Source organism: Amylolactobacillus amylotrophicus DSM 20534, assembly GCF_001434555.1.
In the GTDB taxonomy this organism is placed as follows: domain Bacteria; phylum Bacillota; class Bacilli; order Lactobacillales; family Lactobacillaceae; genus Amylolactobacillus; species Amylolactobacillus amylophilus.
In genome coordinates this window covers 296,361-319,408 of sequence record NZ_AZCV01000002.1, presented here as the reverse complement: position 1 = coordinate 319,408, position 23,048 = coordinate 296,361, and the positions used below count along the sequence as shown (strand labels likewise).

Genomic DNA, 23,048 nt, shown 5'->3' with positions numbered 1-23,048 from the left:
CCTACAACTTCCTTAGCGCGGCTTGCAGGCCGGTCTTACTGATGGTTTTTGCATCCACGTCCTTGATTTTGCGAGCGGGCGAACCGGCAACAACGGTATGCGGTGCGACATCATCGATGACAACGGCTCCTGCAGCAATGACGGCGCCCGTACCTACACGGACACCCTCGATGACGACTGCATTAGCACCGACCAGTACATCATCCTCGATAATCACGGGTGTAGCCGATGCCGGCTCTATGACCCCGGCGAGTACTGCACCGGCACCGATGTGGCAGTTAGCGCCGACGGTTGCTCGGCCACCGAGCACAGCGCCCATATCAATCATTGTATTTGTGCCAATGATGGCTCCAATATTGATAATGGCGCCCATCATAATCACCGCATTCTGGCCAATCTCTACTCGGTCACGGATGATTGCGCCGGGCTCAATTCTGGCTGGGATTTCGGTAGTATCGAGTAGTGGTACGGCTGAGTTTCTGGCAGCCGATTCGATCCGGGAGGAGGTGATAAACGCTTGATTTTCCCGCATGAATTTACTAATATCCTCGTATTCGCCGAATAAGATGCCGGTTTTTTGCTCGATGAAAGCCTGAATGCTCTCCGGGATTACAAGGTCTGCCAATTGGCCGCCAATGTAGACCTTGACTGGTGTTTGTTTCTTTCCGTTCGCGATAAAATTGATTATTTCCTGGGCACTAAATTCTGACATTGTCTGTTACTCCTACTTTTCCTTGTGATTGTGTTTCGTTTGGTAATGGGATGTTTAAGCGGGTCAGGTCTGCGTATGTCTCTCGTCTAATCACTAGGTGATCTTGGCCGTCCTCCACGAACACGACCGCAGGTCTTGGATTATTGTTGTATGAGCTGGCCATTGAGTAGCCGTACGCGCCAGTACTCTGCATGGCAATCAAGTCGCCGGGCGCAAGGTGAGGGAGGGTGATGGACTTCTGAAGAATATCACCACTTTCACAATATTTACCCGTGATTCTGATGGTCTGAGGGGCCAGGTTGTGTTCATTGGTTAACTCGACGGGTACGAAGTTATACGTGGCATCATAGAGGGCGGGGCGAATATTATCGCCCATCCCGCCATCGACTGATATGTATTGCCTAATACCGGGGATATGCTTGCTAGAGCCGACTTGATATACCGTGGTTCCGGCCTCTGCAACAATGCTACGACCGGGCTCAATCCAGATTTCCGGTAAGGGATAGTGCTGTTCTTGTACATGTTGGACAAAAGTATCGGTTATCTGGGTCATCAGCTGAACAGGAGTATTTGGGTTGTCGTTTTCGGTGTAGCGTACGCCGAAGCCACCGCCAATATTCACGATTCTCGCCGTGAAGCCGAATTTGCTTCGCCACTTCGTTAACAGGTTAAACGTGCGCTCAAGTGCCTTCTCGTAGCCGGTAGCAGCAAATATCTGTGAACCAATGTGGAAGTGGATACCCTGAATCTTGATTCGCGGTGAGTGGAGAAGTTGTACGAGTGCCTCCTCAGCCTGGCCGCTCGCCACGTCGAAACCAAACTTCGAGTCTTGCTGGCCCGTAAGGATATAGTCATGGGTTTCGGCGGTGACACCGGGAGCAATCCGAAAGAGAACTTCCTGGGTAGTTTGCTGTTCTGCCAGCACCTGATTCAGTAACTCGATTTCGTGAAAGTTATCCACGACAATTTTGCCAATACCCGCGGTCACAGCTGCGGTTAGCTCGGCTTTACTCTTATTGTTACCGTGGAACTCCATCATGGCAGGATCCATTCCGGCTGCTAGTGCTGCGTATAATTCACCCCCCGAGACGACATCACAACCGAGCTGCTCTTGTTGCAGCAACTGATACATCGCCGTGCTACAGAATGCCTTACTTGCATAGATGACCCGATGAGCTAATTTACGTTTGGTGAATACCTCCTTGAAGGCCCGCATTTGCTGCCGCATGAGTGCGACATCATAGATAAACAATGGTGTGCCATATTTTTCGGCCAGGTATGGTACTGGCACGCCGCCAATTGTTAAGTGGTCATTTACATAATTCGTTGTCCCAAATAGCATGAGCAATTCCTCCAAGAATTTCGGTCAAAAAAACCTCCATCGAAAATAGATTCGATAGAGGTTTAGTATGATTTCTGAAATTAAACTACCATTTCCAAAAACATAGCGCTCCTCAATAAGCTTGGTAAAACTCATTGAGACAGTCCAGCGGGTATTTCCCGGTGGCCCAACATCCAACAAGTGCATTCTTGCAAGACATTTCGGCGGACATCCTTACGTTACCTTCATCGTGAATACACACTCCAGTACCTTCGTGATTATCCGCAACCTCTATAGTGTTGTGGTTTTTTATATTTGAATGTATATTGATGTTAGCAATCTACCAAGACAATGTCAATTAGAAAATGGAAAAACAATGAAAAAAACTATTGTGCTTTCTCACCCAAAACTAGCAGAATCGGCGGTCCAATCATTTTTGCTCGAGGGATTAAACTGGCTTGATGCCGGAGTAAATATCATTAAACTCGACCAAAAGTTGTTGAGGTCCACCCTGAGTTTGGCTGAACAACGCGAATTAATATTAAACAGTGCTGAAGTTTTTCTTCAGTTTCCCTTATATTGGTACTCGGCACCAGCCTCGCTCGCTCAGTGGCAGGAGGAGCTCTTCACTGATAAGTTTGTCCACGATCTACAGGAGAAGAACAAGGTCCAGCCAGCAACGCTTGCAGCGGTTATTTCTATGGCTGATAAAAGTGCCGATTTCGGCGCGGGTGCGAGGATTGGCCGGACCATTAGTGAACTACTAAGCCCGTTTCAGGCTTTCGCTGAGAAGGTGGGATTTAGCTATAGGAAGCCGTTTATCATTGAGCAATTTAATTATCAGACACCAAAGCAGCAGGAGCGGACGCTGATCGAATATCTGATGTATATCGCTGATGCGGATGCCAGTTTCGAGCAGAGAAGCGAGTGGCTACTGGCTCAGCTCACAAAGATTGAGCAGACAGCGAATAGCGCGATCCTGCGTGATTATTTGCAGCAACAGTTGGATGAGTATCGACTGTTAGATGCGACATTAGGGGAGATCAAAAATGACCGAGAATGAACAGCGACCATGGTTTGCAGAAATCATTGCACGAGAGATTCCAGAACATCAAAGGTATGAGGAACGGGCGTTGCTGGCATATTTGCAGGAACATCTGGCTGAGTTAGACAAGAGAATAGAGCAGAAGCAGCAACAGATTGACGGGGAGCTCTGGAATCATGAAGGTTGGTAGAGCTGAGCTTATCGCCAACCGAAGTTTGCCAAATCGTAATCACGTTTTCTTAGCCGTGAGACGAATGGATTACCCGAAACGTAGAAGCGTAGAGGCGCATTAGCCCAGGTTGCGTCGCTAGCATTAATGCCGATTCTGGGTGATGCTGCGATGGTGTTTGGTGTCTTTTTGTGGTCGAGATTGACCGTGAAAGGCGAGTCGGTTAGCAGAAGTAAATCTGCTGATTTATCCACTACACCGAATGCCTGCATAAATTTGCCTGGTCCGTTTGTCAGCTCGAAACCGCCCTTTATTCGGTTGGCCAGCATGATTTCTTGCCCAATTGTTGGCTGAATAGCCCGAATGAGGATTCCTTCAGGATTATCTTTTTCTTGGGTGCTAATATCGAGGAAATAGTACTGGCGCCGGCTGTAGATGTAAAGGGATCCACCAACACAGTAAAGTCCTTCGTTGGCCGGGCTGCGGTGACCGCCATAAGAGTGGGCGGCACAATCTGTCGGCCCAAGATAGGCCTCCGTTTCAACAATCAATCCACCGACAAGGCCATTTGGTGAATCGTAGGTCAGCTCACGGCCTAGGAGATCCCGGGCTATTTCTGCGGTTGAACGGTTTTGGAAAAAGCTTACTAATTTTGAATGCATCGTTATTCCTTTGTTGTATGATTATGTTTGAGGTGAACAGAATGGGTAAATTAAGTTTATTACGTATTTACGATAAGGAGCAGCCAGCAACCGGATATCGGATTCTGGTCGATCGGTTGTGGCCACGTGGCGTTAAAAAGGAGCGAGCGCGAATTGATTTGTGGAGTAAGGAGACTGCACCGAGCACCGAGTTACGTAAGTGGTTTAATCATGAGGACGATAAATATCCTGCCTTCAAAGAAAAGTATACTGCTGAGTTGAACGATAACCAAGCTACTGAGGAATTGGTCAATTTGGTAAAACAAAAACTACAGCAAGATGATGTTTATCTGATATATGGTGCGAAGAATCAGACACATAATGAGGCTGTAGTTTTGTTGGATTATTTAAGGGATTTAATTGAGTGAATGATTAAGCATGCTTATTCTGTGAGTACATCGTCTTCTTGGGTCTGAGGAAATGATAGAGGATGGTTCCGGCAATAATCACCAAAATGATGATGGCAAAGATGTTGTTGGGCACCTCATAGTCGATAATCGGTAGGGCCAAGAACAACTTGAATGAGATTAGCATGATGAGCACATAGGCCATGTACTGCAATTCTGGGATGATCTGCATCAACTTGATGATAATCTCGGCCACCCCACGCATTGCGAGGATGCCAATCATGCCACCAAGTAGGACTATGACGGGATTGCCAGACAAGGCGAGTGCTGCTAGAACGGAGTCGATTGAAAAGACGATGTCCATGAGCTCAATGCTGATTACCACCCGCCAGAATAACGACAAAACATGTTTGCGAGCTTGTGCCTGCTTAGATTTATGTTCTGGTGTCTTTGAAGTCGTTGGGTGATGCTGTTTCCAGAAGAAACTAGCAGCCAAATAGAAGAGGTAGATGGATCCAAGAGCCTTGATTTCCCACCAATGAATGAGGTAAGTACCGATGCCAATCACGATGAAACGGAACAGGTATGCTCCCCAGAGGCCATAAATCAGCGATTTCCTCTGTTGTTTCTTGTCTGGTAGGCTCTGCGTCTGTGCGGCCAGGACGACGGCATTATCGACTGACAACAGACATTCCATTAGTACTAATGTTAAAATTAAGAGCCAGTCGTTGGCAGAGGTTAGGACAGTCTCCCAATTGTGCAGGTCAAAAAAGGGTTGGTATATATTTAGTAATTTCACTAGTCACGTGGTTCTCTTTCTAATTCAATTAGGTCCTCATGCATTTCTCGACCGCCACGGTATAAACCAAGGCTCTTGTTGTTGAGAACAACTCGATGGGAATGGTGAACTTCTTCCGTTTGTGATCTAAGTACTCTTTGATTTGGGTAACGTATGGTTTGATCTTGGCGGCATCCTTGATGAGCATCTTTTGGGGGTAGAATGAAGAAAATTCGTAGAATTGGTTATCCCGTGAACTAACGAAGTCGAGCCCGCGATTGGTTGCAGCGACAAGATAGTAGTAATCTTTATACTAAATAAAGTCATAATACAGGATGTCTCTTTTAATACCCATGGTACCCTCCAAGTCTCTAACTGCGTTAATTGTATAAGACTTGGCGTTAAATATCAAAATGAATAACGGAAACTTAAGAATAATAGCATATTAGAATGGAGCAAAATAATGAATATATATGTATTAGGTGCGGGCTCGATGGGTGCGGCACTGATTGCTGGATTGTGTAACCTAGAAAATGTTTCACGTGAAAACATCTATGTCTTATCGGGACACACAGAATCGACAGCGAAAATTGCCCATAAGTACCAAATTAATCCCGTGGGCCAGTTAGCCGAGTTTTCTGGTGCGGATCTAGTGATTAATGCCACTCCGGTTGATGTCACCCGGACTATTTTGCCCAAACTGGCTAGCATAATTACTGCAGAAACGGTCGTAGTCTCGGTCGCATATGGCGTTGATGTACCCGAACTAAAACAATTGTTGGGGCGTGTGACCGGGCTCATTTACATGATTCCGAATATTCCGGTGAGCGTCAATCAGGGCGTACTTGCGGTGGACAGTACAGTTGACCAAGCAAGTGAAGACACGCCTGTAATGGAGTTGTTAAGGGGCTTAGGTCAGATTGTACGAGTAGAGGCTGACTTGCTGGATGTGGTTAGTGCCGGGGGTGGTAGTGCACCAGCGTTTGCTGCAATCTTTGTCGAGGCTTTAGCTGACAGCATGGTGCTTCATGGCTTAGGTAGAAAGGTTGCGTACCAGGTGGCAGAACAGATGCTCCGTGGCACGGCAAGCCTGCTCCTCGACCGACAAATCCTGCCAGCACAGCTAAAGGATTTAGTGGCATCGCCAGGTGGTTCAACGATTAGGGGTGTGAATGCACTCGAACAGCACGGCTTTAGAGCTGCCGTGATGGAGGCCATTACAAAAACTATCGCTTAAAGTCACATTTATTTCATACATTGCTGTTATCATGAACGAAATGGGAGCAAAAGCGTGTATGATTAAATTTTTTGTTAGAAATATTCTCGCCATTGTAGTTAGTGTTGCGATTCTTACCCTGATTTTTACTAAGGTAATCGCTAACGCCAAGGTGGTCGGAGATTCTATGAACACAACTTTAAATGCTGGTGATCGGGTGATTGCCTTGCGGCGCTCGAATCCACAACGCGGGGACATCGTACTGTTTAAGGCGCCGGATGGCAGCGGTCAATTCTATATCAAACGGGTGATTGGCGTACCGGGGGATTCAATCAGGATGCGAAATGATGTCTTATACGTTAATGATCAAATTCAGCCAGAAAATTACCTTGGTACTGCACGAACGGACTATCAACAACAAACTGGCAATCATTATACCGGAGACTTTGATTTGTTCACCTTAACGAAGAGGTTCAATGTCCCGGTCAATCAATTCTTTGTAATGGGGGACAATCGCCCCAACTCAACCGATAGTCGGGTATTTGGCTTTGTCAGTAACGCGACCATCGTTGGTGTTGTCCTAGTCCGTTACTTCCCGCTCACGCATATTCAATTATTTTAAAAAGTCGAAAAAAGATTAGCGTAACGGAGAAACGGGCTACGCTAATCTTTTTATATTTGATTGAAAATATCCGTGGCGTCGGCGATGATACTATTGAGTTCTGCATCTTCGCCAATCGGTTCGCGGTTGATAACCCAGATCTTCGCTAGGGCGTTACGGTAGTTGAGTAGTTGCGCAAAGGGATAGACGCGAAAGCTCGTACCGACTAGGACGATTAAGTCTGCTTCACTAAGGATTGCTGCAGATTGGCTTAACTTGTCCAGATTGATGGACTCGTTGTAGAGGACGATTCTCGGCCTGATGATACCGCCATCCGAAGCGTGGATGTATGATTTAGCATACTCTTGGTACGTGAATTTGCGCTGACACTGCTGACAAAACAAGTCATATAAATTACCGTGAAACTCAATCAGATGCTTTGCGCCAGCCTTACTATCCAAACCATCCACGTTTTGTGTAATGATCCAGCCCTTTTCATTAGTGATGGCAGCCATTTTGCGGTGAATAATGTTTGGCTCGGCGGCCGGGTAGAACATGTTGTCCATGACGAAACGGTAGAAGCTATCTGGGTGCTCGCTCAGGTTATCATGGCTTAAGAGATACTCTGGATTGCTGTGGCCCGAATATAGGCCTCCTTTAGAGCGGTAATCGGGGATGCCCGAGGGCGTGGAGACGCCTGCCCCAGTTAGGAAAACGATGTGTTCATAATCTGTTAAGTCTTGTTGTAGTTCTGTTATTTTTTCGTCCATCTTTTTAGCCTCGAAAGCTAGCAATTAGGTAAATTAACGTGTAGTAGGTAAAATGTTTTTGCTATAAGTGGTCTGGAAACCTGGCGTAGTAGAAGTAAGTTCGGTGAATGCGTCATTTCTAGTGTACTTCTCCTGGTTGGGCTCATGATCGGGCACAGTGGTGGTAATAATAACCTCGGTCTCGTTGCTTGTCACGGCGAAGTTGCCGCGGGTCACGATGCCGGATGCATCGGAGAAACGTTCGAATGAACCATCGGGGTTATAGTTGGTTGTCGTGATTACGTGGTTTTCCCGATTTTTGTTAGTCCAGGTCCCGACTAGTTTGTCACCAGCATTTTCCGGCTCCTCCTGAAGGTAATTGGATAGGTAAAGGGCGGTAGGAAGCTTTGAGCTGGTTCCGATACTTTTGAATATACCGAGGTTAGAAACGTTGATGGTGTGGTCAAGATTAGTTGTGAGGTAGAGATATGTATCGAGACCCGGTGTTTGCGGATTGTAATTGGTTAATTTGAGCAGAAAAGTGTTATCGTATTCTGCAGCGACCCTGAATGTGCCAGCCTTTGCTTGGCCATCGCGGAGAATAGTGTAGGACCCATCCTCATTGAAGTTAAGCGATAATTGGTTTGTTGCTTCCCATGAGCCGATAATATTAAATTTTTGGACCTCCTCAGCCTTCTTCTGTGTTTCCGTGGCCGAGTTGGTAGAACTAGTTGAGGTTGATGTGGCAGCTGTTTGATTGTTGGTAGTTGATTGCGATGTTGAGTCATTATTCGGTTCTTGCTGAGAACATGCTGTGAGGATAGTAGTGCTAAGTAGTAGGACTGTGATTATTTTAAATGACGGTTTTAACATACATTTCTCCTTTAATGGTATACCTATTATGTGAAAGATTTAGTTAAAAAGCAAATCGAGTCCCAGATTTACCCCGAACAATGGTAAAATTAACGGTAAAGAAGAAGGAGGAAATACGATGTTCTATCTTATTCCAGTACTACTAGTACTTGGCTATGCGGTCTATAGCTGGTACTGGCAAACAACAATTAGTATCTACGCTAAATATCGCATTTCATCTTTAATTTGGTCGTTGCTACTCCTGACTTTCGCCTTTAACTCAGGCATGATTGATAAAAGTGATTTGTTCATTCAGATATTTCTTGCCGGATTCATTCTGATGAGTATTGTCGATGGCTTCGGTGGGATTTCTGAACAGAGAATCATCATCAGCGGCTATTTTAAGCGGTCGGTTAAGTATACTGACTTGGCGAAGATAACGCTGATTCCTGTACCACGGGCTAAGAAACCAGCGGTGATGGCCATCTTCACAACCTTGAAGAACCAGTCATACTATCTGCGGTTCAGCAAGACGATTGAAGACTTGATTCCGCTGCTGAATAACCAGACGACTGATCAGGTAAACATAGAAATTCAGAATTTAGAGTAAACAAAAAGGACAAAAACCAATTTGGTTTTGTCCTTTTTTAATGGTTAGAGAATTGGTGAGAGGAGGCGCGAGAGCCGCTGCTTGAACCGGAGCCAGCGCGATTGCTGCTTAATAATTTCCGGTGTTAGCAGCGTTGATTGCTTCATGTCCTCAATGAAGATATCTTGTAGTTTCTTTGTAATGGCCTCGTCGTAGAAGATGGCGTTCACTTCGAAGTTCAGCATGTAGCTCCGAAAGTCCTGATTCATCGTCCCAATTGAGCTAAATTTATCGTCCGTGATGACTGTCTTTGCGTGGAGGAAACCGTTGTTGTAGACGTAAATTTTGATGCCCATGGCTGTTAACGCATTCGCGTACCACTGCGTAGCACGGTAGATGAATGGGTGGTCTGGCATGCATGGAATCATGATTCTGACATCTACGCCAGCGCGAGCGGCGATCTGCCAGGTGGCGATCATGGCGTCGTCCGGGATAAGGTAGGGCGTCTGAATCCAAAGCTTCTCTTTCGCCTGAGTCATCATGCGGGTCATACCGTTCTTCAGGAACTCCTCGTCGTTGTCGGGTCCATCCGACACAATTTGAGTCGGAACGTTTACTTCCGTTAGGAGGTGTTCGTTTAGTTCGGGGAAGTACTTTGTGTCGAAAATAATTGCGTCGTCTGGTGTGGTGATGGAGGCGTTCCAGTCCATAATGAACCGTTCCTGGAGTAACAACGACGCAGACCCAACGATGCGGACATGGGTGTCGCGCCAGTAACCAAACTTCTTCTTCTCGCCTAGATACTGATCACCAACGTTGAAACCGCCGGTCCAACTGATTTTGCCGTCAATGACCACAATCTTTCTGTGTAAATGGTAATTGAGTCGATATTTACGAATTAGGTTGCGCGCCGTAACGAAGGGGACAACCTTGCCACCAAGATTAGTCAGTGGTTCAAACCAACTTTTCCGCGCACCGGGCGAGCCCCACGGATCATAGATGAGGTGGACCTGAACTCCTTCAAGCTGCTTTCTCTCGAGAAGTGAGAGAAATTTATTGCCGATGTGGTCGTTGAAGAACGAGTAGTACTCGACGTTGATGGTCTCTTTTGCTCCCTCGATATCCTTGAAAAGGGCGTCAAACTTATCATGACCATCAGTGAAAATGCTGACGTCATTGTTCTTGGTTAGAGGCGCGTCTTTTTTAGAGTTGAAGTAGGAGATGATTGTCTGACCCGCATCAGTGGTGTCGGTCTTGCCGGCCTGATTTGGCACAGGTGGGATCATCTCCTCGACCTTACTCAAACCAATATGCTCTTGGCTGTTAATGGCGAAGAGGTTCTCCTGTGCGAGCCCACGGCCGAAGAATGCGTAGAGAATAAAACCGAGTACAGGAAAACTGATGAGCACAAGCAGCCACGCAAGTGTGGTTGCGATACTTCTTGGCCTACGAAAGACAAGGTAGAGCGCAAGAATGGCGTTTAGAATAATGATAATTTGCCAAAGGCTGACTAAAAAATCCACTTTACACTCCTCCTTGTAATATGAATTAGTTGATTTAATTAGTTATTAGTTAGTCGTCTCGATTCGTGAACAACAAGACGAGACGTAGTAACTGTAGTAATGTGGAAAGCACTGCCGCAACGTAGGTTAGGGCCGCAGCACGCAGCACCTTTTTGACTGCGGGAATCTCCGTACTATCTAGGAGTGCGCTCTCACCCAGAATCGCGATGGCACGGTTAGAGGCGTTGAATTCTACGGGTAAGGTCACCAGTTGGAAAAGCACAACTGCGGCGAAAGCCCAGATACCGGCATAAATCAAGGTTTGGTTCATGCCGAGAATTATCCCGATGAGGATTAGTGGCATTGCCAAGGTCGAACCGAGATTCACGACGGGTACTAAGCCCGCGCGGAGGCGCATTGGCTGGTAGTTGTGGGCATCTTGAATTGCGTGTCCCACCTCATGTGCGGCCACGCCGATAGCCGCTACAGATGTGGAGTTTGCTGTTGAATCCGAGAGGTTGAGCGTCTTGTCGCGGCCGTTGTAGTTGTCGGTTAGATTACCGCTAATCTGGCGTACCTCGACATCATGAATGCCGGCGTGTTCGAGAATGTACTCTGCCGCTTCTCGCGCCGTGATGTTCTTGTGGCTACGAACTTTATCATACCGTGCAAAAGTTGATTTAACGTTGATTGCGGCCCACCCAGTTATTAGGAGGCCAATGATTACTAGGAAATAGTATGGGTCAAAGAAGAATGGAAACATAGACACCTCACAATGTTTAAATGATGGTTAATTACTGTTCAGTTGAATAGAGTCTGTAATGGATGCTTTGTTTAGTTTGAATGGTCCGTGCAAAACCGAGCTGTTCTAACTGGTGTTGTGCCACCACATTGTTAATTGGTGTGACTGCCTTTAGATACTGCAGGCCAAGTTCCTTAAATGAGAACTCAATCATGTGCTTTAGAATCTCGGTCATTACGCCATGATTCTGCGCCGCAGGTAACAACTCATAGTGCAGTTCCATTGTACGCTCTTCTGCGTCATAGTTTAGTAGCGCAAATTCGCCTAGAAACTCCTTTGAGGAGCGTTCTGCAATGCCCCAAATAAGCGATTGATCTTTCATTACCTGGCGCATGGCATCTTGAATAAACTTCACAGTGGCTTCTAAATCGAAATCAGCAGTGCGGCCGGCACTCAGTGCAACATCTTGGTTAGCTCTTAAAGGATTAATCTCCTTGACCGTGAATTTGTTGAGCCAGTCGAGATTATATCTTTTGGTCATGATGGGATGGTATAGTTCAAAGCGTTTCATTAGTTCGCCCTCCATTGAGCCTATTTTATCATATAAATATGTAATATAAGCGGCCGAAGCGTCTAATGAATAATCATGCTCTTCTGGGCACTCTTGTGGATCCGTTCAATCCAGGGATGGATGGCTGTGATGAGGATTGCACCAATAATCAGGAACAAGAGCCCAACGCCACCGAGGAAGAGCCAGTCCAATCTGAAGTTGTTCCAGTAGATACCACCGACAGTTTCACGCAGCGCATTGACCGCATAAGTGAACGGCAGGAATGGATTAATCGCCTGGAAGAACTTGCCAGATAGCACAACCGGGAAGTTACCACCTGCACCAGAAATGGAGAGGACCAGGATGATGATTCCGATTCCCTTACCAATGTTCCCGAATAACGCGACAAGCGAGTAGAGGACACTAAAGAAGGCGAATGCGATGAACATTGTGGTGAAGACGAACCAGACAGGTGACGCAACGTAAGCGTGAATTAAGAACATGTTACCGAGCGTCACAATGATGGCTTGAGTGAGCCCAACTACGAGGAATGTCAGATAACGCGCAAAGTACTGTTGGCGTTTCGAATACTGCTTCTTTTGCTTGTCAGAAAGGACAAAGTCTGTCGAGATGACACTTGAAAGGAGTAGGGCACCAACCCAGATACAAAGGGCGGTGTAGAATGGTGCACTCTGTGAGCCATAGGTAGGAATTGGGTAGAGCGTGTTCGTCTCTAATTCAACCGGATTAGCAAGGAAGTTTGCTTCCTTGTTTGCATCTCTTTTGAGCAACTTGATCAGCTTATCCATGTCGACAGTGTGTTCAACTTTGTCTAGAATCTTCGAACCCTTCTGGATCCCAGCCTTCAGAGTCGGCCAATCCTCCTTGATGAACTTGTCAGCAGTAGCCAGTCCGGCTTTGACCTCAGGCATCTTCTCGTTTGCTAAGTTGATGGCATCAGTCAGTTCACGCTCGATGCGTGGTAAGTCGTTTTGTGCCAGTAACATCAATCGTGTTAATTTGAGCTTTAACTCAGGATAGTCACCTTTGTAGAGATTCGCTAACGCATTAATACCTGATACAATCGTGCCCATGTTGTCGTTAACTAGCGTGTTTGCCCCGTGTAAGGCAGATTTGATTATTGGCGTATCAGTCTGGACCTTCTTTAAGAAGCTAGTTAATTGGTTGAGGACGGTTTTGGTGTTTGTGAGTAAGTCTGGAACTAGTGGCAATAGCTCGGAGTTAACTGTCTGAAGTGACTTACTTGCATCAGCCAGTAACGACGCTGTTTTGTCCAAAAAGTCGCTCACCGTTCCGGCAATATTCAATGCGTTTAGTTGGTCGATGCCAGCAGAAATCTGCTTGTTGACTGTTATCAGGTTGTTGAGCTTGCTAATTAGCTCGTCGGCACTAATCTGCGGCATGTTTTCTTTGATATCTTGAATGAGTTGGTTGCTCGACTTCGCTGTATCGATGAGCGTGTCTAGGCGGCTGATGATCGGTTGAAGTAATGTAGATTGTGGTAATCCAGCATTTTGTGCAATCTGGTTGTAAACGTCCTCTACATTTTGGAGCGTATTGCGCAGACTGGTGTTGACCCGGGTAATAGTTGCGGTATCTTCCGCCATGTTGGTTAAGATTGCCTCAATATCCTGCTTGAGTTGTGCACTATTGGGGTCGTTTTGAAGTTCATTAATCAATTTAATCAGTTGGCTGGAGAGATCATTAACATCGGTGACAGTGGTTTGGACAATGCTTAAGGCGGATTTCACAGTAGAGTCAACCACGGGAAGGGCCGCCTTCAGGGCTGGAATGAGTGAGCCCTTGGTGTAGGTTGTTAAACTCTCTGCATCCTGACTGAACTGTTTGATATCAGGCATGGCAGCCTCTAGCTTCGTCAGTAGTGTTGAACTCTGTTGCAACACAGTTAGGCTGGTGTCTAATGTCTCCGCCGCATTATCAAAGTTGCTGTCCGCGTTGTTCAAAAGTGTGCCAGCATTTTTGATGTTTGGAATGTTCTGTTGAGCCTGTAGTGACATTTGACCCACGTTATCTACTAGGGGGAGATATTGGTTAGCGGCAATTAATTTGGTGCTGAATTGATTTATTTCGGGAATAAACTTGGTGATTTGGTTCGCTTGGTCCAGCTTCTCATCTAACTCTGGTAGCTTCTGCTTAACGGTCTGTATTTCATTCAAATAGCCCTCGATAGTCGGTAAATCTGCATTTGTCTCGGTGATGAGGGATGCAAACCGTTGTAACATTGGTAGGTTATTCTGAAGGTCAATCCCGGCTTTGTTGAGAACAGTCACAAGCGTCTTACCGACCGTGGTCTGGAATTCGTCAGAGATGGTGGTCTGAAGGGTGCTTGCCCCGGTATCGGTGATTTTGGGTGCAACAGCGTTGATCTTGGTGTTGACGTAATATTCCAGCTTGGGCTTTGTCACCTTACCGTTGACAAAAGTCAGTAGGTCCTTTGAGAAATTCTTGGGTACGTAAATACCCGCATAGTATTTGCCGCTCTTAACGCCTTCTGTAACGGTGTGTTTGTTCGAGACAAATGTCCAGCCGAGTTTATCGTTATGCTTCAGCTGCGACGTCAGTTCCTTCCCGACGTTTATTTCCTTGTCATCGAATTTGGTGCCCGTATCCTCGGCGTAGACTGCAATCTTCAGGTCCGAAGTGTTGGAATAGGGATCCCAGAGGGCCCAAACGTTAAACCAACAATATAGTGCCGGTAGAATTAAAAGGGCCACAAACAGTAGTGTGGCTAGGGGGCTCTTGAATATTCTTTTCCAGTCAAGTACGAATAATTGTAGAATCTTCTTCATGTGTATCAAATCTCCTCAAAGAAACAATTATATACTAGGATAGTATAATTCCAAATATTTTTGCCCGATTAAAAAAATTCTTAATAAAATTTACTGTCTTAGACTTAAAATACCTATGGTTAAAAAAATACGCAAAATAGAATAAAAAACTTTACTTACAAAAAATAAGTATTATTATATTTGTAAGGTTGTTAATACTTATTATACAGGAGGAACCCCCACATGACAGAATTAATTGGCTTGCATCACATTACTGCAATTATGTCGGATGCTCCCAAAATTTTTGATTTTATGACAAATATTCTCGGTTTACACCTCATTAAAAAAACGGTGAACCAAGACGATGTTCGGACCTATCATCTGTATTTCACTGATGACCAAGGTAAGGCTGGTACTGATTTGACATTCTTCGACTTCCCAGGAATCCCTAAGGGTAGACAAGGTAAGAACGGTATTACTAGAATCGGCTTCCGTGTTCCAAATGATCGGGCACTCGAGTGGTGGGCTGGTCACTTTGACAAGAATAATGTCGAGCATACCGCAATCAAGGAGCGTTTCGGTGCAAAGTACCTCTACTTCTACGATTTCGATGACCAACAGTATCAACTGGTCTCTGACGAGAAGAACTATGGCCTAGGTGGCGGTGATTACTACCGTTACTCACCAATTCCTGAGGAATACGCAATTGTCGGCCTTGGACCGAGCTTTGTGACCGTGAACTACTTCAACCGGATGGACAAGGTCCTGACGGATCTGATGGGCTTCAAGCAAATAGACCGCGATGGTGACCTCTACCTCTATGAACTCCACGGTAACGGTCATGGCGCGCAGATTATTGTGGAAAATTCTGAGATTATGCTAGACCAGTTCCAAGGATACGGCACAGTGCACCACATTGCTTTCTCAGTTGAAGATGAACCAGCTCTGCGTGAGTGGATTGACAAGATTCGGAATTACAACTTGCCAAACTCAGGCTTCGTTGACCGTTTCTACTTCAAGTCTGAGTACTTCAGACCGGGCATCGGCGTGCTTTTCGAAATTGCTACAAACGGTCCTGGCTTCCTATTAGACGAAACCTACGAGGAAGCTGGTGTTCACCTAGAGTTGCCACCGTTCCTAGAGAGCGAACGGGAGGACATCGAGGCGCACTTAGTCCCATTCAATACAGATTCACCGAAGGGAAAATAAGATGGCCGAAATTACAGCAAACTACTTCTTCGAAAAATGTGAGGATAACGAGCACCCAATCTTGATGCTCCATGGCACCGGTGGAAACGAGAAGGATCTTGTGCCGATTGCGCGACTGATCAACGCTAAGGCGACTTTGATTGGTATACGCGGAAGGTTGGTAGAAAATGGGCAAACCCGTTATTTTAACCACACAGCGAGTGGTGGGTTTGACCTCGAGAGTCTGAGTAGCGAGACCGACTGGCTGCTGGAGCAGGTTGACCTATTGGCCAAAGAACATGGATTTGACGTTACTAAGCTGACGGTAATTGGTTACTCCAACGGGGCGAATGTTGCGATTTACAGCATGTTGGAGAAGTATGTCCAGTTTAGAAATGCCATCCTGTTCCACCCAATGGCCTTGAAGGAATCGCCGAAGATTCCGCGTTTGCCAGAGAATAAGGTCTGGTTATCACACGGTGACCGTGACCCAATCGTGAGTGCGGATAATTTTGAGTTTCTGGTGGGCGAGATCAATGCGGCTGGCATGGACTACACAATTTTCAATCACCAGCAGTCACATAACATCAACCGTGACGAGATGGTTGCAGCTAAGCAGTGGTACGACGAGCATATCTTGTAATCAAAGCTAATCCCTTAGTTAAGCGAAATTTAGGCAGTAAAATAAGTAAAATTATATTTGTAGAGAAGATTAAAATCGGCGACAAAAATAGCCGCCAACAAATACCCCGAAGATTCCTTCGGGGTATTATTTTGCCTAAAAAAACGGAATGGTAGATAAAGTGAGCGATAAATGATAGATAAAATGGTAGATAACTGTTATGTCGTGATACAATCTGTTGTGAAGCTAGTTATGGTAAATGTGAGGGATGTTTTGTATGGAATATATTAAATTATTTGATAGCTTAAACAAAAAACTCGCTCGTGAAAATTTAGAATTGGATATTCACTGTGTAGGTGGCTTTGTTCTAGAGTATTATGGATTAAAAGCTACCAGCGATATTGATGCGTTTTATGAATCTAACGAAAAGATAGATAGATTAATTGACGAAGTTGGTAATGAATATGGTGTAGGGACTAACTCCAGTCCTTGGCTGAATAATAGTATTCAAAATATCATTTCTAACAACAATTTAGACCAAGAGACTACCATTTACGCAGGTACAAACTTAACAGTCAATATTGCTTCACTTGAAACTATATTTGAAGATAAAATTGTATCTTCTAGGGTAAAAGATAGAGAAGATATTAAAGAGTTGATGATTGCTTTAAACAAACATGATTTAGCAAGTATAATGAAAATTTATGAATACTCCGATGGAACTACTGATCCGGCGGTAATTGTTGAAGCCTATATTAACGCTTTTGGGAGGGGTTCATTTGATGAGCAGGTCCGTGATAATCCAGAATTGAAGAGGTACTTGATATGAACATTGCACAGTACTATATTAAGGCGGCGGAAGAGTCACAATGGTCTTTCAAGCTCTGGATTAGGTATTTAAACAAGCATATAAGCCGCGCAGCAACGTTGATTACGGCAGATGATGTGAAAGTTATTACTGAATCGGGAAAGCTGCAGGAGTGGCAGAAAGCCATTTTAGAATTGGCAATGGATAAGACTACTATTATTTGGCAGATAGTTGTTGAATATTCCGAGCCAGCAAAAGATAATTGGCGCTACCAAGAGGCTGTGTCGCGGTGGCAGCATGCCTGATAAAGTAAAAAATCCTTATTTACAAGCTTCATTAGCCTGCAAATAAGGATTTTTTCTAGTGGATTTGTGAGTTAATTGGCATTTATTTGTTCGAATAGATGAAACTGTTGACGATCCCGATTACCAGTTGGTTATCGTGCATCTCGCTGTGTTCGGCTGCTGCTCCGCGCACCTCAACCTCGCTGAACCGCCGCACGATTGGTGCCAGGATGTACCTAATCGATTTGGCGGAAACGACGGAGATAAATTTATCTGTGTTGGTCTCGTCTTCGACGTTACCATAGACGTTCAAAACCGAGATGTTCTCCGGAAACTTACGGCGGTTGAGTAGCATACTGAGATAGCTCAGATTCATCAGGAGTGGGCGGCCCCGCCGGTTGAGATAGTTGACGTTTGGGATATCGCCGAGAAACATTACGCCGTCAAACGGACCCGCCACGAGGGCTACCTTCTGTAAGTGGGGAAACGAGCTCTTTCGCTTCGGTGACTTCATCTCAGTCCTGATAATACTTGGTGCACCAAGGCTGTGCCCGACTGCATTGTACTTGACGAAATGATATTTTTTGGCCAGGAACGGTAGAATATAGTTGAGGTAGTAGCAAATTGCGTATACCCCAACAATCTTCTGCTGGAAAATCAGTTGTATAACAGGATTCTCGTCAGCGGTCCATGTGCCCTCTAGTGTCACATTCTTGAAGAGGTCGACCGTCACCTTCAGAAACTTGGGGTTACCCTTCTGCTTCAGTGCCTCGTCGACCATCACCTTTGTTGTGTAGTCGCCCCCCCGGAAGCCGTGAATGTAAATGACGGGAATCTGGGTCAGGTGGTGGGGCTTCTCCTCAATGGTTGAATGATCGATTATTTTCTTGCGGTGGAGGTTTAGCAGAAAGCGGGTGGGAGGGAAAGTCGCCATGAGACCAAGTAGCACCAAGTGTGCGAAACTAGGTTCTTTTATTTGTTTAGCCAACTTGACCACCTCCCAGATTTTTCATGTTAAAATACTCTTGATATTCTAACACATTAATTATAATAGCTATAGCGAAGGACGATTATGAAATACTACGCAGTAAGAAAAGGCCGAATTACGGGAATTTATTACAATTGGGACGATACGAAACGGCAGGTTGATGGCTTTCCCGGAGCTGTCTACAAGAGTTTTAGCTCTGTACAAGACGCCAAGGCCTTTCTGGCAGGTGAGGAGCCAGCTAGGATACAGAGTTCTAAACTCCCGACACCTACCCAACAAAAGGCTCCGGTGAAGCAGCCAAAGCTAGCTCAATATGCTGCAATCATTTACACGGACGGTGGTTCGCGGAATACTGGTAATGTTGCCGGTGGGCATGTGCGAACAGGCGATAAAGCAGCCTGGGCCTACTTGATACAGGTGGCTGGCCAGAATATCTCTGCCTCGGCAGGTGAACTTGGGGCGACTAATAACAAGATGGAGATTACCGCGTTGTTGGCAGCTATGCGGAAATTAATTGAGCTGGGCCTAAATGAACAGAAACTATTGTTCGTGTTAGACTCGCAATATGTCCTGCAGGCTTTCACGAAGCGGTGGATCTACGGCTGGGCTAAGCGTGGTTGGACTAGATCTGCCGGAGAACTAGCTAACAAAGAGCTGTGGCAGGACATTTATCGGTTACTACCCCGTTTCAAGCAGATGAATTTCGAATGGACGAAGGGCCATGAGAACAATCAGGGCAACGTGTTCGTCGATGAGTTGTTGAATCAGACCATGGATCGGATGTGAAGAGGGAAAAAATAATGACAAAATTTCCAGATAAAATAGTTCTTAATCGGGCAACTAATATCAGGTATGCACGACAGAATTTCACTAATTTAGTTCACACTAGTGCCAGGTTCGAAGGAGTGAATACTACCTTGTCCCAGACCCAGACAATCATCGATGGAATGGCTGTTTCCGATGTTTCGTTAGCTGATATTAACGTGATTGTGGACCTGAAGCGGGCGTGGCAGTTCGTTACGGAAACGGCTGAACCCGTCACACTAGCTTTTGCTCAAAAAGTTAACCGAATCGTAGCCGCACATGATTCTTTAGCTCCAGGCGAGTTTAGAACGGGTCGTGGAGCTGTGACGCTCGGGTTGGATGAGCAATTTATACCTGAGTTGGTTGATGAAACTAAGGAAAATCAATTTTTGCATGAACTTTTCAATGCTGATATCTCGACGACAGATAAGGCACTAACGTTGATGTTTCATTTGATGCGTGGTCAATTATTTTGGGACGGTAATAAGAGAACCGCAACACTTGTCGCCAACAAAGTCATGATTGACGACGGTGCCGGCCTAATCAACGTTCCATTAGATCACTGGGAAGAATATAATAATCAGATTGCGTCCTTCTATCATACTGGTGAGTTAGGACCCATCAAGGCATGGGCATACGATATTGCCGTGCAGGTCCCGCAAATCTAGTCTAATTACACAACCAAAAAGGAGCCCAATTTTTCGGGCTCCTTTTATGTCATGTCGGGCAGCTACCCGCTAAATTCACACAGGCAATCTGGGCTGAGATCTTAGAACCAGTTGCTAATGGTCTGCACGAGGTTCTGGAAGAAGTTGACGATTGCGTCCCAGATTTTCTGGATGAAGTTCCGGTTCTCTGCCGTATTCAACTTGTTGAAAATATTCTGGGCACTAGCCTTGATCTGCGTACCGAGTTTTTGGGCCTGCTCCTTGAAGTTGCTGTTCTTCAAAGCGCCCGAATCACGGACGTTAATCAGGATGTTAATGATTTGTTGTTTCTGATTGTTATTGATGACGTCGCCAAGATTATTGATGGTAATCTGATTGTTGATGATATCCGCAATCTGGCTGTTTGAGACGTTATCGCCAATTTTAGCCATCTCGGCCTTCGCACCGGCAACGGCATTGTTTAACTGGGCGTCAGAATACCCATCTTTACCTGAATTCTGCTCATTGATATCGCTCAGGGTGTTCATTTCGTCTTGGGCAGCGTTAACCTGCTGCTGATTCAGTGCCTCACCGTTCTTGGCGTAGGCCGCGTAGACGCCAGCGAGGGCTCCTGAACCATCAATCGGCACGGCACTGGTGACGTAGATATTCGCGTCGGCAATCCCGGCCGTCAGTGCCGCGTTTTTGTATTGGTTGGCCGTAATGGTGGTAATGTTGTTCTTGCCGTTGTATGGCAGAATCTTGACGTTAATCCCGGACCCGTTATTGGTCTTTTGAATCATCGCGCTGGACCAAACGCCGGAATTAGTGTTGAAGTTGGAGCCGGAGGGATTCAGGTACTTCACCAGCTCGGTACCAGTGATGGTGATTGTGTTATAGTTCGCGCCGTTCAGCGGATTCGTCAGCTTTGTGATTGTGCCATCGCGCTGGCTGCTGGTCAGGGACGTCCCCAGCGTGACCATGGGATCATCGTCGGCGGCAACTACTGTGTTGATGCTACTGTTGAATGCAAAAAAAATGCCAAAAACTGTTAGAATGGACGTGAAGAATGTAATAATCTTTTTCATTGTTTTAGCTCCTTTGTCCTTGTTATTATAGCAAAAATTACGAGTGCAAAAGAACCGTACGCTCTTTTTAATGATTACTTAGAGAAAAAATAGGAGAATTTTATGCTTTCTATTCGTAAACGACACTTCAACCAAATTCCACTACTGGAGGTCTTCCCGGCCGAGACGGAAGGCCAGATTATCCCGGCGATTGTCTATTATCATGGCTGGCGCTCGAATAAAGAACTTGTACTGACCAATGTGCGCAAGCTGGCGGACGTCGGGTTTCGTGTACTTGTGCCCGATGCCCTAAATCACGGTGAGCGGTGGGCCGAGGTTGCACCATTGCCGTCCTTCACCTTTTGGCAGACCATTAACGCTAACATTAATGAGTTTAACCAAATTGTGGCCCATGCCACCGAGTTAGAGCTGATTGACCCAGCACGTGTTGGCGTTGCTGGCGTCTCGATGGGTGGAATGACCGCATCCGCATTGCTGAGTGCCAACCCAAATATTCAGGCTGCTGCGTGTCTGATGGGCACACCTGAGTTGGTAAACTACCGTAAGCTTGTGTTTGCGCATGCTCGGGCAAACAGTATTCAAGTACCGCGTGCGCTTGAGCTGAGTTTGAGTTGGGTCAGGGCGTTTGACCTCTCGGTCCACCCGGAGCTGATCAATAATCGCCCGTTTTACGTCTGGCACGACGAGCAGGATAAACGCATTCCATTTGCGCATGTGGCCGACTTCTACGAGCATACTAAGAACCATCCGGCGAATCAACAGCTGACGTTCGTGCATACTAATCAGTATGGCCACATGCTGACGGCTGGTATCATGGAGCAGACAGTGCAATTTTTCCAAGCAAATCTGCATTAGTGAGCTGGCTGATTGTTAAAACGCCCTGACGAGCAATGCTATAATAGAAAAAGCCCACTTTCGTGGACTCATACTAAACTATAACTCATCCTTGATGTGATGCGCAGTTCCGCCGGCCTCTGCGGTCTTTTGGGTGTCGGCGTAGTAGACTGCAAATAGTTCCTTGCCGTCAGCCTCCGCAATCACAATTTTGCGCTCTGTGGGGCGTTCTGTTTTGAAGATTTCTGCACTGCGCCGTGCCTCACGGAAGTCGCGCGAGTTAGCAATTGCATCACCAGGATTGAAGAAAACCGTTTCGTTATTCATCAGCAACACTCCTTACATTATTGTTACTGTAATTTTACCAGTTAGAGAGTGTAAAATAAAAGAAATAGGGTTTTAGTGACAGGGGAAGATATGCGAATTAAAGTTAACGATGTCGAATTGAATTATCAACAGGCCGGTTCGGGCCACCCGTTGATTCTGCTGCACGGCAATCAAGAAGACAGTACCATTTTTGATAAAATCATTGCGCCTTTGGCCTTGTACTACACGGTCTATGCCCTCGACGCTCGCGGACACGGCCTGAGCGAATCAACAGGAGAATACCATTATCAGACCTACGTCGGGGATGTGGCGGCCTTCATTAGGAAGCTCGATTTACGCCATCCGTTCGTCTTCGGTTATAGCGACGGCGGAATTGTGGGCCTGATGCTCGCCAGCCAGTATCCTAATCTGGTGCCCCGCCTGATGGTCGCGGGTGCGAATGTTCATCCAAATGGGTTGCTCAAAAGAGAGCAAGTAAAGAATAATTTTTTGAACTTTTTCCAGCGGAAGCAGGAAGTCACGATGATGCTGACCGAGCCAGATATCACGAATACCGAATTGCAGCGAATTAGAGCAAAGACGCTTTGCGTTGTGGGTGAGAAAGATGTGGTGAAGGTCGAGCATACACGCGAGTTTGCAGAACAGATTCCGGATAGCCGGATTGTTGTGATGCCCCGCCAGACACACGCAAGCTATGTTGTACACAGCCTCAAGCTGCTGGGACTCATGAAGGACTTCTTCATCGAGGAATCGTAAAACTGTGATTGTTGAATA

27 protein-coding genes and 1 riboswitch are annotated in these 23,048 nt (G+C 46.0%); of the genes, 14 read left to right on the top strand and 13 right to left on the bottom strand.

Annotated features, from left to right (window positions below; all coding sequences use genetic code 11):
• Window position 1: 1 nt before the first annotated feature.
• The gene (dapD, locus tag FC62_RS04450) at window positions 2–712 is read right to left on the bottom strand and encodes a 2,3,4,5-tetrahydropyridine-2,6-dicarboxylate N-acetyltransferase (RefSeq protein WP_056945858.1); all 711 of its coding nucleotides are present in this window, start codon (window positions 710–712) and stop codon (window positions 2–4) included.
• Entirely contained in the window at window positions 699–2,054 is a 1,356-nt protein-coding gene (lysA, locus tag FC62_RS04445) for a diaminopimelate decarboxylase (RefSeq protein WP_054746177.1), read from the bottom strand. The genes dapD and lysA overlap by 14 nt, the downstream gene beginning before the upstream one ends.
• Window positions 2,055–2,149: 95 nt before the next feature.
• Window positions 2,150–2,335: riboswitch (Lysine riboswitch) on the bottom strand.
• A gap of 74 nt (window positions 2,336–2,409) precedes the next feature.
• Between lysA and FC62_RS04440 the strand changes: the two genes are divergently transcribed.
• Window positions 2,410–3,096 (top strand): NAD(P)H-dependent oxidoreductase, encoded by a 687-nt coding sequence (locus FC62_RS04440; protein ID WP_056945859.1) that lies wholly within the window; start codon window positions 2,410–2,412, stop codon window positions 3,094–3,096.
• Window positions 3,083–3,268: a restriction endonuclease subunit S domain-containing protein gene (locus tag FC62_RS04435; protein ID WP_056945860.1), complete on the top strand. Its 186-nt coding sequence runs from the start codon at window positions 3,083–3,085 to the stop codon at window positions 3,266–3,268. The genes FC62_RS04440 and FC62_RS04435 overlap by 14 nt, the downstream gene beginning before the upstream one ends.
• Window positions 3,269–3,276: 8 nt before the next feature.
• On the opposite strand, the gene FC62_RS04430 is transcribed toward FC62_RS04435, so the two are convergent.
• Window positions 3,277–3,909, bottom strand: coding sequence for a DNA-3-methyladenine glycosylase (locus tag FC62_RS04430; protein WP_056945861.1), 633 nt, complete (start codon window positions 3,907–3,909; stop codon window positions 3,277–3,279).
• A gap of 41 nt (window positions 3,910–3,950) precedes the next feature.
• On the opposite strand from FC62_RS04430, the gene FC62_RS04425 reads away from it, so the two are divergent.
• The gene (locus FC62_RS04425) at window positions 3,951–4,316 is read left to right on the top strand and encodes a DUF488 domain-containing protein (RefSeq protein ID WP_056945862.1); all 366 of its coding nucleotides are present in this window, start codon (window positions 3,951–3,953) and stop codon (window positions 4,314–4,316) included.
• Window positions 4,317–4,320: 4 nt separating this feature from the next.
• Here the strand turns inward: FC62_RS04425 and FC62_RS04420 are convergent, their stop codons facing one another.
• Entirely contained in the window at window positions 4,321–5,094 is a 774-nt protein-coding gene (locus FC62_RS04420) for a TerC family protein (protein WP_056945863.1), read from the bottom strand.
• Window positions 5,095–5,536: 442 nt separating this feature from the next.
• Here FC62_RS04420 and FC62_RS04415 point away from each other — a divergent pair, with 442 nt between their 5' ends.
• Complete coding sequence (locus FC62_RS04415) at window positions 5,537–6,310, top strand: pyrroline-5-carboxylate reductase family protein (RefSeq protein WP_056945864.1); 774 nt, start codon at window positions 5,537–5,539, stop codon at window positions 6,308–6,310.
• 58 nt (window positions 6,311–6,368) lie between these two features.
• On the top strand, window positions 6,369–6,911 hold the full coding sequence (gene lepB, locus FC62_RS04410; protein WP_056945865.1) for a signal peptidase I: 543 nt from the start codon (window positions 6,369–6,371) through the stop codon (window positions 6,909–6,911).
• Between the two features lie 50 nt (window positions 6,912–6,961).
• Here lepB and FC62_RS04405 read toward each other — a convergent pair whose 3' ends face one another.
• Both FC62_RS04405 and FC62_RS04400 read right to left on the bottom strand, forming a co-directional pair.
• Window positions 6,962–7,648 carry an NAD-dependent protein deacylase gene (locus FC62_RS04405; protein ID WP_054746170.1) on the bottom strand — a complete coding sequence of 229 codons (687 nt, stop codon included), beginning with the start codon at window positions 7,646–7,648 and terminating at the stop codon, window positions 6,962–6,964.
• 45 nt (window positions 7,649–7,693) lie between these two features.
• On the bottom strand, window positions 7,694–8,512 hold the full coding sequence (locus FC62_RS04400) for a hypothetical protein (protein WP_056945866.1): 819 nt from the start codon (window positions 8,510–8,512) through the stop codon (window positions 7,694–7,696).
• Between the two features lie 118 nt (window positions 8,513–8,630).
• Between FC62_RS04400 and FC62_RS04395 the strand changes: the two genes are divergently transcribed.
• Complete coding sequence (locus tag FC62_RS04395) at window positions 8,631–9,101, top strand: hypothetical protein (RefSeq protein WP_054746168.1); 471 nt, start codon at window positions 8,631–8,633, stop codon at window positions 9,099–9,101.
• A gap of 44 nt (window positions 9,102–9,145) precedes the next feature.
• Here the strand turns inward: FC62_RS04395 and cls are convergent, their stop codons facing one another.
• The 4 genes from cls to FC62_RS04375 form a co-directional block, all read right to left on the bottom strand.
• A complete protein-coding gene (cls, locus tag FC62_RS04390; RefSeq protein ID WP_057890711.1) occupies window positions 9,146–10,603 on the bottom strand; it encodes a cardiolipin synthase in 1,458 nt (485 codons plus the stop codon).
• 49 nt (window positions 10,604–10,652) lie between these two features.
• A complete protein-coding gene (locus tag FC62_RS04385) occupies window positions 10,653–11,345 on the bottom strand; it encodes a zinc metallopeptidase (protein ID WP_056945868.1) in 693 nt (230 codons plus the stop codon).
• Between the two features lie 31 nt (window positions 11,346–11,376).
• Complete coding sequence (locus FC62_RS04380) at window positions 11,377–11,895, bottom strand: GNAT family N-acetyltransferase (protein WP_054746167.1); 519 nt, start codon at window positions 11,893–11,895, stop codon at window positions 11,377–11,379.
• A 62-nt stretch (window positions 11,896–11,957) separates the two neighbouring features.
• Window positions 11,958–14,705 carry a YhgE/Pip domain-containing protein gene (locus FC62_RS04375; RefSeq protein ID WP_056945869.1) on the bottom strand — a complete coding sequence of 916 codons (2,748 nt, stop codon included), beginning with the start codon at window positions 14,703–14,705 and terminating at the stop codon, window positions 11,958–11,960.
• A 222-nt stretch (window positions 14,706–14,927) separates the two neighbouring features.
• Between FC62_RS04375 and FC62_RS04370 the strand changes: the two genes are divergently transcribed.
• The 4 genes from FC62_RS04370 (at window position 14,928) to FC62_RS04355 (ending at window position 17,607) form a co-directional block, all read left to right on the top strand.
• Window positions 14,928–15,893, top strand: a complete 966-nt coding sequence (locus FC62_RS04370) for a ring-cleaving dioxygenase (RefSeq protein WP_056945870.1) — start codon at window positions 14,928–14,930, stop codon at window positions 15,891–15,893.
• 1 nt (window position 15,894) lies between these two features.
• Window positions 15,895–16,515, top strand: a complete 621-nt coding sequence (locus FC62_RS04365) for an alpha/beta hydrolase (protein ID WP_057890710.1) — start codon at window positions 15,895–15,897, stop codon at window positions 16,513–16,515.
• Window positions 16,516–16,771: 256 nt separating this feature from the next.
• Window positions 16,772–17,323: a DUF6036 family nucleotidyltransferase gene (locus FC62_RS04360; protein WP_056945872.1), complete on the top strand. Its 552-nt coding sequence runs from the start codon at window positions 16,772–16,774 to the stop codon at window positions 17,321–17,323.
• Complete coding sequence (locus tag FC62_RS04355; RefSeq protein ID WP_054746163.1) at window positions 17,320–17,607, top strand: hypothetical protein; 288 nt, start codon at window positions 17,320–17,322, stop codon at window positions 17,605–17,607. Before FC62_RS04360 ends, FC62_RS04355 begins: the two co-directional genes overlap by 4 nt.
• An 82-nt stretch (window positions 17,608–17,689) precedes the next feature.
• On the opposite strand, the gene FC62_RS04350 is transcribed toward FC62_RS04355, so the two are convergent.
• Window positions 17,690–18,520 (bottom strand): alpha/beta hydrolase, encoded by an 831-nt coding sequence (locus tag FC62_RS04350; RefSeq protein ID WP_082611540.1) that lies wholly within the window; start codon window positions 18,518–18,520, stop codon window positions 17,690–17,692.
• Between the two features lie 138 nt (window positions 18,521–18,658).
• On the opposite strand from FC62_RS04350, the gene FC62_RS04345 reads away from it, so the two are divergent.
• Together FC62_RS04345 and FC62_RS04340 are read left to right on the top strand one after the other, a co-directional pair.
• A complete protein-coding gene (locus FC62_RS04345; RefSeq protein ID WP_054746162.1) occupies window positions 18,659–19,360 on the top strand; it encodes a ribonuclease H family protein in 702 nt (233 codons plus the stop codon).
• A gap of 14 nt (window positions 19,361–19,374) precedes the next feature.
• Window positions 19,375–20,046, top strand: a complete 672-nt coding sequence (locus FC62_RS04340; RefSeq protein WP_054746161.1) for a Fic family protein — start codon at window positions 19,375–19,377, stop codon at window positions 20,044–20,046.
• A gap of 101 nt (window positions 20,047–20,147) precedes the next feature.
• On the opposite strand, the gene FC62_RS04335 is transcribed toward FC62_RS04340, so the two are convergent.
• Entirely contained in the window at window positions 20,148–21,113 is a 966-nt protein-coding gene (locus FC62_RS04335) for a DUF1002 domain-containing protein (protein WP_056945874.1), read from the bottom strand.
• A 102-nt stretch (window positions 21,114–21,215) separates the two neighbouring features.
• Here FC62_RS04335 and FC62_RS04330 point away from each other — a divergent pair, with 102 nt between their 5' ends.
• The gene (locus FC62_RS04330; protein WP_056945875.1) at window positions 21,216–21,968 is read left to right on the top strand and encodes an alpha/beta fold hydrolase; all 753 of its coding nucleotides are present in this window, start codon (window positions 21,216–21,218) and stop codon (window positions 21,966–21,968) included.
• Between the two features lie 78 nt (window positions 21,969–22,046).
• Here FC62_RS04330 and FC62_RS04325 read toward each other — a convergent pair whose 3' ends face one another.
• Window positions 22,047–22,274 (bottom strand): hypothetical protein, encoded by a 228-nt coding sequence (locus FC62_RS04325; RefSeq protein WP_054746159.1) that lies wholly within the window; start codon window positions 22,272–22,274, stop codon window positions 22,047–22,049.
• Between the two features lie 90 nt (window positions 22,275–22,364).
• Between FC62_RS04325 and FC62_RS04320 the strand changes: the two genes are divergently transcribed.
• Window positions 22,365–23,030 (top strand): alpha/beta fold hydrolase, encoded by a 666-nt coding sequence (locus tag FC62_RS04320; RefSeq protein WP_056945876.1) that lies wholly within the window; start codon window positions 22,365–22,367, stop codon window positions 23,028–23,030.
• Window positions 23,031–23,048 lie beyond the last annotated feature (18 nt).

What these genes read in the sequence shown, in the direction of transcription:
- FC62_RS04330 (WP_056945875.1), top strand. Translation starts at nt 21,216, where the DNA reads ATGCTTTCTATTCGTAAACGACACTTCAACCAAATTCCACTACTGGAG.
- FC62_RS04365 (WP_057890710.1), top strand. Translation starts at nt 15,895, where the DNA reads ATGGCCGAAATTACAGCAAACTACTTCTTCGAAAAATGTGAGGATAAC.
- FC62_RS04415 (WP_056945864.1), top strand. Translation starts at nt 5,537, where the DNA reads ATGAATATATATGTATTAGGTGCGGGCTCGATGGGTGCGGCACTGATT.
- FC62_RS04440 (WP_056945859.1), top strand. Translation starts at nt 2,410, where the DNA reads ATGAAAAAAACTATTGTGCTTTCTCACCCAAAACTAGCAGAATCGGCG.
- FC62_RS04370 (WP_056945870.1), top strand. Translation starts at nt 14,928, where the DNA reads ATGACAGAATTAATTGGCTTGCATCACATTACTGCAATTATGTCGGAT.
- FC62_RS04360 (WP_056945872.1), top strand. Translation starts at nt 16,772, where the DNA reads ATGGAATATATTAAATTATTTGATAGCTTAAACAAAAAACTCGCTCGT.
- FC62_RS04345 (WP_054746162.1), top strand. Translation starts at nt 18,659, where the DNA reads ATGAAATACTACGCAGTAAGAAAAGGCCGAATTACGGGAATTTATTAC.
- FC62_RS04355 (WP_054746163.1), top strand. Translation starts at nt 17,320, where the DNA reads ATGAACATTGCACAGTACTATATTAAGGCGGCGGAAGAGTCACAATGG.
- FC62_RS04385 (WP_056945868.1), bottom strand. Translation starts at nt 11,345, where the DNA reads ATGTTTCCATTCTTCTTTGACCCATACTATTTCCTAGTAATCATTGGC.
- lepB (WP_056945865.1), top strand. Translation starts at nt 6,369, where the DNA reads ATGATTAAATTTTTTGTTAGAAATATTCTCGCCATTGTAGTTAGTGTT.
- FC62_RS04435 (WP_056945860.1), top strand. Translation starts at nt 3,083, where the DNA reads ATGACCGAGAATGAACAGCGACCATGGTTTGCAGAAATCATTGCACGA.
- FC62_RS04350 (WP_082611540.1), bottom strand. Translation starts at nt 18,520, where the DNA reads ATGGCGACTTTCCCTCCCACCCGCTTTCTGCTAAACCTCCACCGCAAG.
- FC62_RS04340 (WP_054746161.1), top strand. Translation starts at nt 19,375, where the DNA reads ATGACAAAATTTCCAGATAAAATAGTTCTTAATCGGGCAACTAATATC.
- FC62_RS04380 (WP_054746167.1), bottom strand. Translation starts at nt 11,895, where the DNA reads ATGAAACGCTTTGAACTATACCATCCCATCATGACCAAAAGATATAAT.
- FC62_RS04425 (WP_056945862.1), top strand. Translation starts at nt 3,951, where the DNA reads ATGGGTAAATTAAGTTTATTACGTATTTACGATAAGGAGCAGCCAGCA.
- FC62_RS04400 (WP_056945866.1), bottom strand. Translation starts at nt 8,512, where the DNA reads ATGTTAAAACCGTCATTTAAAATAATCACAGTCCTACTACTTAGCACT.
- FC62_RS04320 (WP_056945876.1), top strand. Translation starts at nt 22,365, where the DNA reads ATGCGAATTAAAGTTAACGATGTCGAATTGAATTATCAACAGGCCGGT.
- FC62_RS04325 (WP_054746159.1), bottom strand. Translation starts at nt 22,274, where the DNA reads ATGAATAACGAAACGGTTTTCTTCAATCCTGGTGATGCAATTGCTAAC.
- FC62_RS04430 (WP_056945861.1), bottom strand. Translation starts at nt 3,909, where the DNA reads ATGCATTCAAAATTAGTAAGCTTTTTCCAAAACCGTTCAACCGCAGAA.
- dapD (WP_056945858.1), bottom strand. Translation starts at nt 712, where the DNA reads ATGTCAGAATTTAGTGCCCAGGAAATAATCAATTTTATCGCGAACGGA.
- FC62_RS04375 (WP_056945869.1), bottom strand. Translation starts at nt 14,705, where the DNA reads ATGAAGAAGATTCTACAATTATTCGTACTTGACTGGAAAAGAATATTC.
- FC62_RS04335 (WP_056945874.1), bottom strand. Translation starts at nt 21,113, where the DNA reads ATGAAAAAGATTATTACATTCTTCACGTCCATTCTAACAGTTTTTGGC.
- lysA (WP_054746177.1), bottom strand. Translation starts at nt 2,054, where the DNA reads ATGCTATTTGGGACAACGAATTATGTAAATGACCACTTAACAATTGGC.
- FC62_RS04395 (WP_054746168.1), top strand. Translation starts at nt 8,631, where the DNA reads ATGTTCTATCTTATTCCAGTACTACTAGTACTTGGCTATGCGGTCTAT.